The 13,125-nt window shown below is 72.7% G+C and carries 12 protein-coding genes; 6 read left to right on the plus strand and 6 right to left on the minus strand.

Features of this window, described 5'->3' with window-relative positions; all coding sequences use genetic code 11:
• Nucleotides 1-322 precede the first annotated feature (322 nt).
• From BGO37_RS01440 to BGO37_RS01460, 5 genes are all read left to right on the plus strand, one after another.
• Entirely contained in the window at nt 323-1,180 is an 858-nt protein-coding gene (locus tag BGO37_RS01440; RefSeq protein ID WP_291751460.1) for a hypothetical protein, read from the plus strand.
• Nucleotides 1,181-1,290: 110 nt separating this feature from the next.
• Nucleotides 1,291-2,853 (plus strand): acyl-CoA ligase (AMP-forming), exosortase A system-associated, encoded by a 1,563-nt coding sequence (locus BGO37_RS01445; protein WP_291751461.1) that lies wholly within the window; start codon nt 1,291-1,293, stop codon nt 2,851-2,853.
• Nucleotides 2,850-4,076 (plus strand): pyridoxal-dependent decarboxylase, exosortase A system-associated, encoded by a 1,227-nt coding sequence (locus tag BGO37_RS01450; RefSeq protein ID WP_291751462.1) that lies wholly within the window; start codon nt 2,850-2,852, stop codon nt 4,074-4,076. The genes BGO37_RS01445 and BGO37_RS01450 overlap by 4 nt, the downstream gene beginning before the upstream one ends.
• Nucleotides 4,077-4,091: 15 nt before the next feature.
• Complete coding sequence (locus BGO37_RS01455) at nt 4,092-4,361, plus strand: acyl carrier protein (protein ID WP_291751464.1); 270 nt, start codon at nt 4,092-4,094, stop codon at nt 4,359-4,361.
• Nucleotides 4,362-4,363: 2 nt separating this feature from the next.
• Nucleotides 4,364-5,674 carry a glycosyltransferase family 4 protein gene (locus BGO37_RS01460; RefSeq protein WP_291751467.1) on the plus strand — a complete coding sequence of 437 codons (1,311 nt, stop codon included), beginning with the start codon at nt 4,364-4,366 and terminating at the stop codon, nt 5,672-5,674.
• On the opposite strand, the gene BGO37_RS01465 is transcribed toward BGO37_RS01460, so the two are convergent.
• Both BGO37_RS01465 and BGO37_RS01470 read right to left on the minus strand, forming a co-directional pair.
• A complete protein-coding gene (locus tag BGO37_RS01465; protein ID WP_291751470.1) occupies nt 5,649-7,064 on the minus strand; it encodes an O-antigen ligase family protein in 1,416 nt (471 codons plus the stop codon). The two genes, BGO37_RS01460 and BGO37_RS01465, sit on opposite strands and share 26 nt — an antisense overlap.
• Nucleotides 7,065-7,073: 9 nt before the next feature.
• Nucleotides 7,074-7,826, minus strand: a complete 753-nt coding sequence (locus BGO37_RS01470) for a hypothetical protein (protein WP_291751472.1) — start codon at nt 7,824-7,826, stop codon at nt 7,074-7,076.
• A 194-nt stretch (nt 7,827-8,020) separates the two neighbouring features.
• Here BGO37_RS01470 and BGO37_RS01475 point away from each other — a divergent pair, with 194 nt between their 5' ends.
• Complete coding sequence (locus tag BGO37_RS01475; protein ID WP_291751475.1) at nt 8,021-8,740, plus strand: hypothetical protein; 720 nt, start codon at nt 8,021-8,023, stop codon at nt 8,738-8,740.
• Nucleotides 8,741-8,761: 21 nt separating this feature from the next.
• On the opposite strand, the gene BGO37_RS01480 is transcribed toward BGO37_RS01475, so the two are convergent.
• The 4 genes from BGO37_RS01480 to BGO37_RS01495 are packed head-to-tail and all read right to left on the minus strand — an operon-like array spanning nt 8,762 to nt 13,041.
• Nucleotides 8,762-9,928 carry a glycosyltransferase gene (locus BGO37_RS01480; protein WP_291751478.1) on the minus strand — a complete coding sequence of 389 codons (1,167 nt, stop codon included), beginning with the start codon at nt 9,926-9,928 and terminating at the stop codon, nt 8,762-8,764.
• Nucleotides 9,928-10,956: a hypothetical protein gene (locus BGO37_RS01485; RefSeq protein ID WP_291751481.1), complete on the minus strand. Its 1,029-nt coding sequence runs from the start codon at nt 10,954-10,956 to the stop codon at nt 9,928-9,930. Before BGO37_RS01485 ends, BGO37_RS01480 begins: the two co-directional genes overlap by 1 nt.
• Nucleotides 10,953-12,308: an MFS transporter gene (locus BGO37_RS01490; protein WP_291751483.1), complete on the minus strand. Its 1,356-nt coding sequence runs from the start codon at nt 12,306-12,308 to the stop codon at nt 10,953-10,955. Before BGO37_RS01490 ends, BGO37_RS01485 begins: the two co-directional genes overlap by 4 nt.
• 4 nt (nt 12,309-12,312) lie before the next feature.
• Nucleotides 12,313-13,041 carry a hypothetical protein gene (locus tag BGO37_RS01495; RefSeq protein ID WP_291751485.1) on the minus strand — a complete coding sequence of 243 codons (729 nt, stop codon included), beginning with the start codon at nt 13,039-13,041 and terminating at the stop codon, nt 12,313-12,315.
• Between the last annotated feature and the right edge of the window lie 84 nt (nt 13,042-13,125).

The raw sequence follows: 13,125 nt of genomic DNA on the forward strand, positions 1-13,125 counted from the left end.
CTCGCGGGGTGCGTGTCAGCGACACCTGCGGTGTGTCCGCGTGGTTCGCCCACGTACTTCGTCCGTTTCCTGCCCGAACTTGAGCAATGCCGGCTTGGTCGGAGTCATCGTGGCATGGGGGTGGCGCCCGCCAGAATTCACCCGCACCATGCGGGGATTTCACTCGATCGAATGAAGGCGACATAACCGGTGAACCCCCCAGGTCAGCGCGAAAGTAAGTCTGCCCTCACTTGGCGTCTCGCGATATGGACGGCTCATCTCGATTCCCGAGACGGCGGGACAAACCGGGACATCCGGGGCTCGGTGCGCGATACTCCCGGGCATGGCGACCGGCGCGACCGTCCGCCCGATCGCGGCGGGGGACCTTCCGGCGGTCGGGCGCTTCCTCCACCTGCACCTCAACACCCGGCTCTCGGCTGCGGAGTGGGCCGACGCGCTGCGCCCGTCGTGGTCGCCGCCGGACGAGGGCCACGGCGTCGCGCTGTGGGACGGCGACAGCCTCCTCGGCGTCTACGCGGCGTTCTACTCCGAACGGCGGATCGACGGCCGCACCGAGCGGTTCTGCAACCTGGCCGCCTGGTGCGTGCTCGACGAGCATCGCGCGCAGGGGCTGCGGCTGGTGCGCGCGATGCTGGCCCGGCCGGGTTACACGTTCACCGACCTCTCGCCGAGCGGCAACGTCGTCGCGCTGGACGAGCGCCTCGGCTTCGTGCACCTCGACACCTCCGGCGCGCTGGTCGTCAACACGCCCCCGCTGCCCCGCCGGGGCGTGCGGCTCGTCACCGAACGGGCCGAGATCGAACGGCTGCTCCAGGGCGACGACCTGCGGATCTACCGCGACCATGCGGACGCCGCGGCCAGCCGCCACCTCGTTGTCGTGCGGGACGGCCGGGCCTGCCACGTCGTGTGGCGGCGCGTGACCCGCAAGAACCTGCCCGTGTTCGCGGCCGTGCTCCACGTCGGCGACCGCCGGCTGTTCGGCGAGGTCGGCCGGCACGTGTACGGCCACCTGCTCGTGCGCCACGGGATCCCGTTCACGCTCGTCGAGCGGCGCACGGTCGGGGCGCTGCCCCGAGCGGCCGTGCCGATGACCGGGCGTCCCAAGATGGTGCGGTCCTCGACCGTCGCACCCGACGAGGTCGACGACCTCTACAGCGAGCTGACCTGCGTGCCCTGGTGAGCGGAGCGGCGGACGGCAGGCCGGAGCGCGTCGCGCGCGTGGTGGTGAAACGTCGGGTGACTTTGTCCCACGCGCCCGATATGCGCCGAATCGCCCGCTAGCCTGCGGGAGTGAGGCGGAACCTGCACGCGCTGGTGGCAGAGCGCGCGACGTCCGACGGCGACCGGCCGGCCGTCACCTACAAGTCGACGACCCTGACGTACGCCGAGCTGTGGGCGCAGGTGCGCGGCGTGGCGGGAGCCCTGGGCGGCATGGGCCTGGCGCGCGAGGACCGGGTGGCGGTCTTCCTCGAGAAGCGGATCGAGACGGTCGCGGCCATCGTCGGCACCTCCGCGGCCGGGGGCGCCTTCGTCCCCGTCAACCCGCTGCTGCGGCCGCAGCAGGTGGCCTACATCCTGCGTGACTGCGGCGTCAACGTCCTGGTGACCTCGGCGGATCGGCTGGAGATCCTGCGCGAGGAGCTCGCCGCGTGCCCCGACCTGCGGCACGTCCTGCTCGTCGAGGAGTCGCCCTCCGCCCCCGCCACCGGCGCGTGGCAGGTCCACGGCTGGCCTGCCCCGGTCACCGACGGTCCCCGGGTGTCGCAGGGCATCGACGCCGACATCGCCGCCGTGCTCTACACCTCGGGCAGCACCGGCAAGCCGAAGGGCGTCGTGCTGTCGCACCGCAACCTGCTGGTGGGCGCGGAGAGCGTCAGCGAGTACCTGCACAACACGCGCGACGACGTCTTCCTGGCCGTGCTGCCGCTGAGCTTCGATGCCGGCCTGAGCCAGATGACCACGGCCTTCGCCGTCGGCGCGCACGTCGTGCTCATGAACTACCTGCTGCCGCGTGACGTGCCGCGGATGTGCGCCCAGCACGGCGTCACCGGACTGACGTGCGTGCCGCCGCTGTGGATCCAGATCGCCGACGTGGCGTGGCCTCCCGAGGCGACCGCGCGCCTGCGCTACTTCGCGAACACCGGCGGCCGGATGCCGAAGGCGCTGCTCGACAAGCTGCGCGGGCTGTTCCCCACGGCGCTGCCCTACCTGATGTACGGGCTGACCGAGGCCTTCCGCTCCACGTACCTCGACCCCGCGGAGGTCGACCGGCGGCCGGACTCCATCGGCAAGGCGATCCCCAACGCGGAGATCCTCGTGCTCCGGCCGGACGGCACCCGCTGCGCGCCGGGCGAGGAGGGCGAGCTCGTGCACCGGGGCGCGCTGGTGGCGCAGGGCTACTGGGGCGACCCGGAGCGGACCGCGGAGCGCTTCCGCCCCGTGCCCGGTCCCTACGACGCGTGGCGCGTGCCTGAGATGGCGGTGTGGTCCGGGGACACGGTGGTCGCGGACGAGGAGGGCTTCCTCTACTTCGTCGGCCGCCACGACGAGATGATCAAGACCTCGGGCTACCGGGTCAGCCCGGCGGAGATCGAGGAGGCGGCCTACGCCACCGGCATGGTGCGCGACGCGGTGGCCCTCGGCGTGCCGGACGCCCGGCTGGGTCAGCGGATCCTGCTCGTGGCCAGCCCCACGTCGGGCGACGGCCTGGACGTCGAGGCGCTGCTCGGCGCGATGAAGCACCAGGTGCCCGTCTACATGCTGCCGGCCACGGTGGTCACCCGCGACGAGATCCCGCGGTCGCCGAACGGCAAGTTCGACCGGGCGTCGCTGCGGGCGGAGCTGGCCACGTGAGCGGCGCCGGCGCGGTGCCCGCGTTCCCGGTCGCCGGCGGGCAGCTCGTCGTCGGCGGGGTGCCCCTGGACCGCCTTGCCGCGCGGGTCGGCTCGACGCCGTTCTTCGCCTACGACCGCGACGCGATCACGCGCCGCGTCGACCGCGTGCGCGCGGCGCTCGGCGGGCGGATCGCCCTGAAGTACGCCGTCAAGGCCAACCCGATGCCGGCGGTGGTGCAGCACCTGGCCGGCCTCGTCGACGCGCTCGACGTCGCGTCCTCCGGCGAGATGCAGACGGCGCTGGACACCCCGATGCCAGCCGCGCGGATCAGCTTCGCCGGCCCGGGCAAGACGGACGACGAGCTGACCCGCGCCGTCGCCGCCGGCGTGCTCGTCGAGGTCGAGTCGGCGGGTGAGGCGCGGCGCCTCGTGGCGGCCGGAGAGAGGATCGGCATCGGGCCGCGGGTGGCCGTGCGCGTCAACCCGGACTTCCAGGTCAAGGGGTCCGGGATGCGGATGGGCGGCGGGCCGCAGCAGTTCGGCGTCGACGCGGAGGCGGTGCCCGAGCTGCTCGGGTGGCTGGCCGCGGCGGGGGTCGAGGTCGAGGGTTTCCACGTCTTCGCGGGGTCGCAGAACCTCAGCGCCGACATCCTGCGCGAGGCCGAGACCCGCACCGTCGACCTCGTGCTGTCCCTCGCCCGCCACACGCCGACGCCCGTGCGCTACGTCAACCTCGGGGGCGGCTTCGGCATCCCCTACTTCGAGAAGGACTCCCCGCTCGACGTGGAGGCCGTGGGTGGGCACCTCGCCGGGCTTGTCGCCGAACGCCTCGACCCCGAGCTTCCCGGCGCCGAGGTCGTCGTCGAGCTCGGCCGCTACCTCGTCGGGGAGGCCGGTGTGTACGTCACGCGGGTCGTCGACCGGAAGGTGTCGCGGGGTCGCACCTACCTCGTCGTCGACGGCGGCATGCACCACCAGCTCGCGGCGTCCGGCAACTTCGGCCAGGTGATCCGGCGGAACTACCCGATCGCCGTGGGCTCGCGGATGGGTGCCCCGGCCGACGAGCGGGCGACGGTCGTCGGCTGCCTGTGCACGCCGCTCGACCTCCTCGGCGACGACGTCGACCTGCCCCGCGCGGACGTCGGCGATCTCCTCGTGCTGTTCCAGGCCGGGGCCTACGGCCTGACGGCCAGCCCCACGGCGTTCCTCGGGCATCCGCAGCCCGCGGAAGCCCTCGTCTGACACGGGAGGCACCTCATGGCTCTGGATCCGGCGATCCTCGCCGACGTCACGGCCGTCATCGTCCGCACCTTGGGCATCGAGGACCGTGCGGCGACGCTCACCGCCGCGACGCCGCTCTTCGGCGCGATGCCCGAGCTCGACTCGCTCGCCGTCCTCGAGCTCGTCACGCAGCTCGAGGCTCGGTTCGGGATCGCCATCGACGACGAGGACATCACCGGCGAGGTCTTCGAGACCGTCGGCTCGCTGGCGCAGTACGTCCAGCAGTCGGTCGCGGCCAAGGGCTGAGGATGGCGCGCCCGCCGCGGGTCCTCATCATCGTGCAGAACCTTCCGGTGCCCCTCGACCGGAGGGTCTGGCTGGAGTGCCAGGCGCTGACGGCGGCCGGGTACCGGGTCTCCGTCATCTGCCCGCGCGGACCGGAGGACTCGTCGCGCGAGCTGCTCGACGGGGTCGCGATCTACCGGTACCGGCCGGCGCCCGAGGCGCGCGGAGTGCTGGGCTTCGTGGTCGAGTTCGTCTACTCGTGGCTCCGGACGGCTGCGCTCTCGCTCGTCGTGCGCCGCGAGCGCGGCTTCGACGTCATCCAGGCGTGCAACCCACCCGACACCTACTGGCTGCTCGCGCTGCTCTGGCGGGTGGCGGGCGTGCGGTTCGTCTTCGACCACCACGACCTCAACCCGGAGCTGTTCCGTTCGCGGTTCGGCGAGCCGCGGTCGGCAGCGGCCCGGCTGCAGTACCGCGGGCTGCTGTGGCTCGAGCGCCGGACGTTCCGGACGGCGGACCGGGTCATCTCGACCAACGAGTCGTACCGGCGGGTAGCGCTCGAGCGCGGCGGCGTGCCGCGGGCACACACGGAGGTGGTGCGCAGCGGCCCGGACACGAGCCGGATGCGCCCGATCGTCGTCCCGCCGGCGGAGCGCCACGTCCTGGCCTACCTCGGGATCATGGGGCCGCAGGACGACGTGCACGTCGTCCTCGAGGTGATGGACGAGCTGGTGCACCGCCGCGGTCGGACCGATGTGCGGGCCGTCCTCATGGGGTTCGGCGACACCCTCGAGGTGCTGCGGGCGCGGTGCACCGCGATGGGTCTGGACGAGGTCGCGACCTTCACCGGCCGCGTGGGGCCGCGCGAGATCGGCGAGCAGCTGTCCGCGGCGAGCCTCGGCCTGGGTCCGGATCGCAAGACGCCCCTGAACGACGTGTCGACCATGAACAAGACGATGGAGTACATGGCCTACGCCGTGCCGGCCGTCTCGTTCGACCTGGTGGAGTCGCAGTACTCGGCGGGGGACACGGGGGTGTTCGTGCGCTCGGGGGACGTCGGCGCGCTCGCGGACGCGGTGGAGGCCCTCCTGGACGACCCTGAGCGACGGGTGGCCCTCTCGCTCGCGGCGCGGAGGCGTGTGGAGGACGAGCTCGACTGGCGTCCGCAGCGTGCTCGCTACGTCGGCGTGTACGACGGGCTCTTCGCACGGCGGTCCCCGGTGCCCGAGCCCGCGCCGCCGGCGGCGAGCGACGCGTGGGGCCGGCCCTACGTCGACCTCGGCACCCCGGGAGCGCTCGAGGCGTTCGTCAGGTCGCGGGGGCCCCGGGGCTGAGGGTGTCGTTCGCCAGCGACGGGCTGCGCTGCGCAGGGACTGTCGGGCCGACGCTCGTCTCAACGGTCCGCGCGGGCAGGGCTGCAGCGACACGGCCCCAGGATTCCTCGGGAACCGGGCTGCGACCTCGCTGGTTGACGTAGGCCCCCGCGATCCCCAGCAGGAGGAACAGCGTCCCCATCGTCATCGGGAACCCGAAGCCGTCAAAGAACGCGATGGACGCCGAGCCCGCGGCGATGCTCGCAGCCAGGGCGAGCGCTCGGTCTCGCGACCGCTCGTCAGCCCAGAAGCGCCGGCGCCGGAACAGCAGCACGATCGCCGTCACGAGGATCCCGGCGAATGCGGCGGTACCGACGATCCCGACGCTGACCAGCAGTCCGAGGTACTCGTTGTCGAAGATGCGGTACTTGGGCAGGAAGGTGCCGAGCCCGCGACCGAACACAGGCCAGCGCGCGAAGAACTGACTCGCCAGCGCGTAGCTGTCGGTGCGGGAGGCGATGCTCGGGTCGTCCTGCGCCGTGACGAACATGCTGCGAACGGACCGGTACAGCGGCGGCAGCAGCAGGCCCATGAGGATCGCGCCGACGATCGCGAGGGGACCTGCGGTCCAGCGGAGCCTGTTCGGCCACCCGATCATCAGCACGACGAAGACGATCGCGATGGCGACGTACGCCGAACGCGAGCCCGAGAGCGCAAGAGCTGCGAAGACCGTCAGGACGGGAAACCACCGGCGGAACCGGCCGATGTCTCGCTGGTGCAGCGCGCAGTGGAGCGCGATGGGGAAGAGCATGGTCAGCAGCGCGCCGAGCTCGATCGGGCTGGTGGCGGTGCCGGAGATGCGGACCAGGCCGTTGCGGAACGCAACGTCCGCAACGCCGTTCGCCCGCAGTCCTGGGATGGAGAGGCGGTCGACGATCAGCTGCTTCGTGACGTACTGGGCCAGCCCCAACGTGGCCATGAGGCCGCCCGCCATGCTGAAGCGCCGGAGGATCGTGTCGATGTCGCGCAGGTGTACCAGGCCGTCATGGGCCACCAGGAGCACGCCAGCCATCGACAGGCAGGTGATGAGCGCAACGTCCGCCTGGCTGATTTCGTCCGGTTCGATGGGCCTGGTCATCGCCAGGGTGAAGCTGATGCCTACGCAGACGAGGAAGCACGCCAACGCGAACCGTATGGGTCGGCGCGCGCCTGGTTCATTCGTCGTGCGCCAGAGCTGGGCGAGGAACCATGCGAACGCGCAGAACAGCCCAAAGACCAACGATGGCGCCCCCGCGCTCCCGAGAGGGGCGAAGACGAGCCGGGTGGGGATGCCGAGCAGCAAGATGACGTAGACCGTGAGCAGGGCGACGACCCCCACCTGACGTGCGACATCCGAGTGCGGCGCCGACACGAGGCTGGCCTACCGGTGAGGGGCGGCGGGCCGCCCGGCCCAGTCGGGCGGGAAGCCTGGGGCGGCCTCGCCGGCTTGACGAGGCGCTGGCCTGAGGGTGATCGGGAGAGTGTCGCGAACCTCACCATCCCCCTGCGGCTCGTCTGTGCCCTTCGACCGGCGGGCTGATCGGCGCGCTATCAAGCTGTCGAACGCAACCGCTCCGATGAGAGTCAGGGCCAATCCGACGCCTGCGGCGAGAATCGCGACGCGCATCGTCGTGCCCTTCACCTTGGTGGCATGCGTGTCCACGCTCAGCGGCGCCGAGCGAACGCGTGACGCGGCTGGCGCGTCCACACCGTCCTGGAGAGTGTTCAGCGCCTGAGGCAGCATCGCGAGCGCGCCCTGCAAGGCCGTAAGCGCCCCGTCGGCTGTCGGGGCGTCGACGGTGAAATCGACGAGGGGTCCGCGACCGAGCGTGTCCACGGTGGCGGTGTACGTCGCACCTGGGTACATCTCGCCGAAGCGTCGGTGAAGGTCGCTTCCGCCGAGGTACGCCACGGCGAGCGACGTCGGCTGGTCGAGGCCCCCGAGCTGAAGGAGCGGGTTGGCGCCGGCCTGCAGGGACTGTTGTGACGGCAACAGCACGACGCTGGCGGTTGCGCTGTACGTCGGGGGCACGAGATACAGCGCTGCAGCGACGAGACCGGCGGTCACGAGCAGCCCGCCGAGCGCGAGGTACCAACGCCGCAGGAGCGACGCGATGACGGCCGTGAAGTCCATGGCTCCCTGCCAGATCCGGAGGCGCTGAGGCCCTTCGGTCCCCGACGCCGATCGGCGACGCAGCAGCAGGCTATCCGCCCGTTCAACACCAGTTGCCCGAGACCACCGGAATTCGCCCGTTTCGTCACCCTTTCCACCCGTCTGGACGGGGATCGGGCGCTATCCGGATGGGACGATCGGTGCGGGAGGTCGCGATGGGCATCTGGGACGTGCTGCAGGCGCTGGTGCGGCGCTGGTACGTCGTGCTCCCGGTGGCGCTCCTCGCGCTCGGCGCGAGCTACGGAGTCAAGGAGAAGCCGGGCGTCTACTGGTCCCGCGCAGAAGTGACCTTCCTTGCCCCGTCGAGCACGACGAACCCGAACGCACTCACGACCCAGTCGACCGATCTCGTGGTCACGGCCAGCCTGGTCGCCAAGCACATCAACGGCAACCTCACCTGGAACAAGCTCTCCGACCCGGCGGCAACGATCCTCGGCGAGGGCGTGTACGACGGCTGGGCCGTCCGCGTGCCCGATTACGGCGGTCAGTGGACCCGGTACTACGCACGCCAGGTCCTCGACGTGCAGGTGAGTGGTCCGACAGAGGCGGACGTTCGGGAGCGCCAAACGGAACTGCTGGCGCGCATCGACAGCGAGCTCGCCGACATACAGCAGGGCGTCGCCCAGGTCGACCGCATCACGGCGACCGTGGTTCCCAACCCGCCGAACGTCTTCTACTTCCCGGGCAGCCGGAGCCGCGCTCTCGCCATGATCTGGGTGCTGGCGGTCGCGGCGGCCGTGACCGCCGCGGTCGAACTCGAGAGGCGCCGCGTTCGGGCCTCGCGGGCAGGGACGTCGTCGCCCGAGTCCGTGCGGCTGGTTCCGACGGCAGCTGCGCATGGCTCGGCGCGGCCCGCGCGGTCCGACGAGACATGACGCGCCGCGGCTGTTAGTCGGTCAAACGCCGGCCCGGCTCCGAAGGATCCGCTGGAGCTGCGTCCCGCGGCGTGCCCCGACGAGCTCGTAGGCGAACGCGTCGGCAGCCACACGGGCCGCGTTGCCGTAGGCGCGGCGCGCGGCGGCGTCATCGGCGAGCGCCCGGATCGCACCGGCGAGGGCGCGCGGATCGGCGGGCGGGACGACGAGCCCGGTCCGTCCGTGCTCGACGAGCCGGGCAGCTCCCATCGGTGTCGTCACCACGGGGAGCCCGCAGCCGGCGGCCTCGTACGTCACCTGGGGACCGCCCTCCTCCAGCGTGGGGAAGACGAAGACGTCGGAGCCGCGGTAGACGGCCGCCGGGTTGGCGGCGTAGCCGTGCAGCCGTACCCGGCCGGTGGCCACGTGCTCGGCCACCAGGTCCGCGATCTCGGGGTCGACCGTGCCCACCAGCAGCAGTTCCCCGTCGACACCCGCCGACTCCCAGGCGCGGAGCAGGTCGGGCACTCCCTTGCGGATGCCGATGCGACCCACGAACACCGCCCGGAAGGACGTGCGGGGGATCGCCTCGTCACCGCCGAACCGGGACGGTGCCCAGCCGAAGGTGGTCGGGAGGATCCGCTCCGTCGGGATGCCCACCGCCGCCAGGGACCGTTCCACCTCGGGGTTGGAGGCGAAGACGTAGTCGTAGAGGTGAAGCTCCGCCGTCTCGTCGGCGATCGCCCTGCCGGTGACGCCGTGGGTCGGCGGCAGGCCGGCGCGAGCGTAGGCCGCGTCGAGGATCGGACCGGAGGTGGCCAGGGCGGAGTTGATCATCTCCCGCACGGTGACGATGCCGCGGCGCCGGGCGTACGCGACGGCGTCGAGGGGGCTCCCGGGCCAGAACCAGGCGACGGTGGTGGCGGGGTCGGCCCGATCGAGGGCGCGCCGGAACTGACCCTCGAGCAGTCGCAGCGCCGGCCGCTCGGCGTAGCGCCACGGCACCCTCTGCCCGACCACCGGCAAGGGTGTGCGGGCCCGCACACCGGGCGGCAGCGGGGAGCGGCACCGGCCGAGGTGGATCTCGGGCACGACACCCCCCGCCGGCATGCCGGCGGCGATCTGGGCGCAGCTCTCCGCCGGCCCCCGACCGCTGAAGGAGTACGGCGCGTAGACGAGGCAGCGCGGCGTGCCGCGGGCGTCGCCCATCACCGCACCACTGAAGGGGACCACGCCCCGGGGATGAAGAGAACCGGCTGCGCGTCCGCCGTGATGCCGACGGAGTACACGTCGGTGGTCCCGGCCTGGCCGGCGCGCGGCAGCCCGTACAGCAGCGTCGAGCCGTCGAGCCACTCGACCTGGTCGTCGAGCCCCTTGGTCGCGGGGATGAGGGTCTCGGTGCCGGCGGCGATGTCGCGGACCGCCACGGCCCACACCGGTTGCCCGTTGACCGTCTCGACGACCTTCTTGTAGGCGACCTTCGACCTGTCGGGGGACACCGAGGGGCACTCGGCGTTGTCCGCGACGGATGTCAGGGACTGGCCCGAGATCGAGCCCGTCATGAGCCAGGTCTTGCCGGCGGCGTGCGACGCCGCCGTGGCGAAGATCGTGTCGTCGTCGACGAAGGTGACGCCCCAGAGGTTGCGGTCGGAGGCCGTGAAGGGCTGCCCGTCCACCGTCAGGCGCCAGTTCTCGAGGTTGCCGCGGCTGCTGCCGTCCGCCGTGGTGTGGATCTCGGTCCGCGTCGAGAAGCCGATCGTGGCGTAGGAGTCGCCGGTGACGAACGCCGTGGTCCCGACCAGCGTCCCGTCGTCGGACAGCCGGGTGCGGCTGGGGATGCCGGGCAGCGGCCACGTCTGCGTGCGCTGCCACGTGGAGACGTCGTAGATGTCCGTCTCGAACGTCGTCGCCACGCCGGGCACCGTGCGCAGGCACGAGGCGAAGCTGCCGGCGACGTCGACGCGGTCGCACGCGAGGGGCGTGAAGGCCCGGGCGCCGGCGGGGTCAGCGATCGGCACGGCGGCGACCAGGCCGTACTGCGGTCCGGGCAGCGTGCTGCGGAACACGATGTGCGGCCCGGCGAGCACCCCCGCGAGCGCGGTCGACGCCACGGTGGGTGCGGCGGCCAGGGCCTGCTGGTGGCGGCGCACGGCCTGCACCGCGTAGGCGCCGACGCCGAGGACGACCACGACGACGACCGCGACCAGGACGACGACCCGCCGAGGGATCCGGTTCACGCTGCCACCCTGTCCTGGACACGGCTCGAGGCGTCGAGCGGGCGGACGATCAGCCAGCAGACGCCGACGGCGACCGCCAGGACGGCGGCCACGGCGAGGATGGCAGGCCGGCGGCCCACCGCGAACCACAGCGCGCCGAACCCGGCGGACGCCACCATCTGCGCCACCGCCTGCACCGTCTGCGCGGTGCCGATCGCGGTGGCCCGGACGTTCGGGGCGGCGACGCGCCCCGTCAGGGCCGCGAGGACGCCGTCAGTGGCCGCGTAGAACACGCCCAGCAGCGCGAGCGAGACGAACGTAGAGGCCGTGCCGCCGAGCAGTCCGGCCACGGCGTAGGCGCCGACGAGCCCGAGGTGGCCGACGACGAAGACGCGTCCCCGGCCCACCCGGTCGGCGAGGCGTCCCACCGGCGTGGCCAGCGCCATGTATGCGACGTTGGTGCCGACGTACAGCAGGGGGAACCACTGCGTCGCGAAGCCGTCGCGCGCCTGCAGCGAGAGGTAGACGAAGCCGTCGCCGACCGTCAGGAGCGAGAGCACGGCGGCGGCGATCATCACCCGCCGCAGCTCCGGGGCCGCGACCATGCTCCACCGGAACGGCCGGCCCGCCGCCTCCAGCCCGCCCGGCAGGTCGCACGTGCAGCCCTTGCACTTGGGGAGCCCCCGCTCGACGCGCGTGCGGTGCTTGAGCAGCCACCCGAGGTTGCGCGGGCGCACGTCGGGGACGAGGAGCACCAGCACGGCGAAGCCGACGACGGCGAAGCCGAAGGAGACGACGAACACGGTCGAGTAGCCCTGCGGCAGCCACCACAGCACCACGAAGGCGAGGAGCGGGCCGACGGCGGCACCGATCGTGTCGAGCGTGCGGTGCACGCCGAACGAGCGGCCGATGGTCCGGGGGTCCGACGATGCGGTGATCATCGCGTCGCGCGGTGCCGTGCGGATGCCCTTGCCGACGCGATCCAGCGTCACGGCCGTCGCGATGCCCGCGAAGCCGGACACCAGGAAGAGGATCACGCGCGTGACCATCGACAGCCCATAGCCGACGGTGGCGACCCACTTCGGGTGGTCGCCGCGGTCGGCGGCCCACCCGCCGAGCACGCGCACGATCGCGGTGGCCCCCTGCATGAGGCCGTTGACGAAGCCGAACGCCAGGGTCGTCATGCCGAGGGCGGCGGTGATGTACAGCGGCAGCACCGCGGACACCGCCTCGGACGAGACGTCGGTCAGCAGGCTGACGACGCCCAGGGTCACGACGACGGACGAGACCTTGGCCGCGGTGCGCGGGCGGGTGCCGCCGGTCGGCCGGGCGCCCCTGGCCGCGGCGGGCAGGTCGTGGGTCTCGAGGGCCATCCGGTCAGCCCGTGGTGGTCAGGGTCGCGGCGATCGTCAGCTCGGTGCCCCCGCCCACGCGTCCGGTGACGGTCAGCACCGCCCCGTCGACGCCGCGCACGAACTGGGTGGCGGTGCTGCCGGAGATCGCCGGCGACGGGGCGACGGCGAAGCCGGCGTCGCGGAAGGACTGCACGTACCGCGAGGTGACGGTCGCCGGATCGGCGGTGCTGCTCGCCTCGAGGCCGACCTGCAGCCGGTCGCCCTGGCCCGAGACGGAGCTCGCCACCACCTGGATGCCGGCGAGAACGGGGATCACCTGCGACGGGAAGCCGGCGACGAGCCGCTCGCCCTGCGCGGACGCGGTGGCCGGCAGCGGCCCGGTCAGCGACGGGGTGGTCGGTCGTGGGCTCGGCGGGGGCTGCGTCGCCAGGGTCTGCGGCGTCCCCGGCGACAGCTCGCTCGCTTTCGTCGGGGCCGACGTGGCGGCGGCGCCCGGCGCGGAGACCGCGCCCGGTGATGGGGTGGACCCGCTCCCGGCGGAGCCGGTGGACGCGCCGCCGGCCGCTCCGCGCGTGACGTTCGGGAGCCCGGACATCGCCGCGCCGCTCGTCGTGCCGGCCGGGTGGCCGGCCGTGGCCGGCGTCGTGCCGTTCGCCCAGGCGGTGATCCCGACGACGGCGGCGACCCCGAGCGCCACCACGGCGCCGCACGTGATCGCCACGATGCGGAGCGACGGTGTGCGGCGGGTCATGGGCACCTTCGGAGCGGGGCGGGCGGGAGGTGTCGGCGCGGGACAAGACGGCACAAATGGGACAGGCCGGCCCCGCCTACGCTA

The organism is Cellulomonas sp. 73-92, assembly GCF_001898175.1.
In the GTDB taxonomy this organism is placed as follows: Bacteria; Actinomycetota; Actinomycetes; order Actinomycetales; family Cellulomonadaceae; genus Cellulomonas.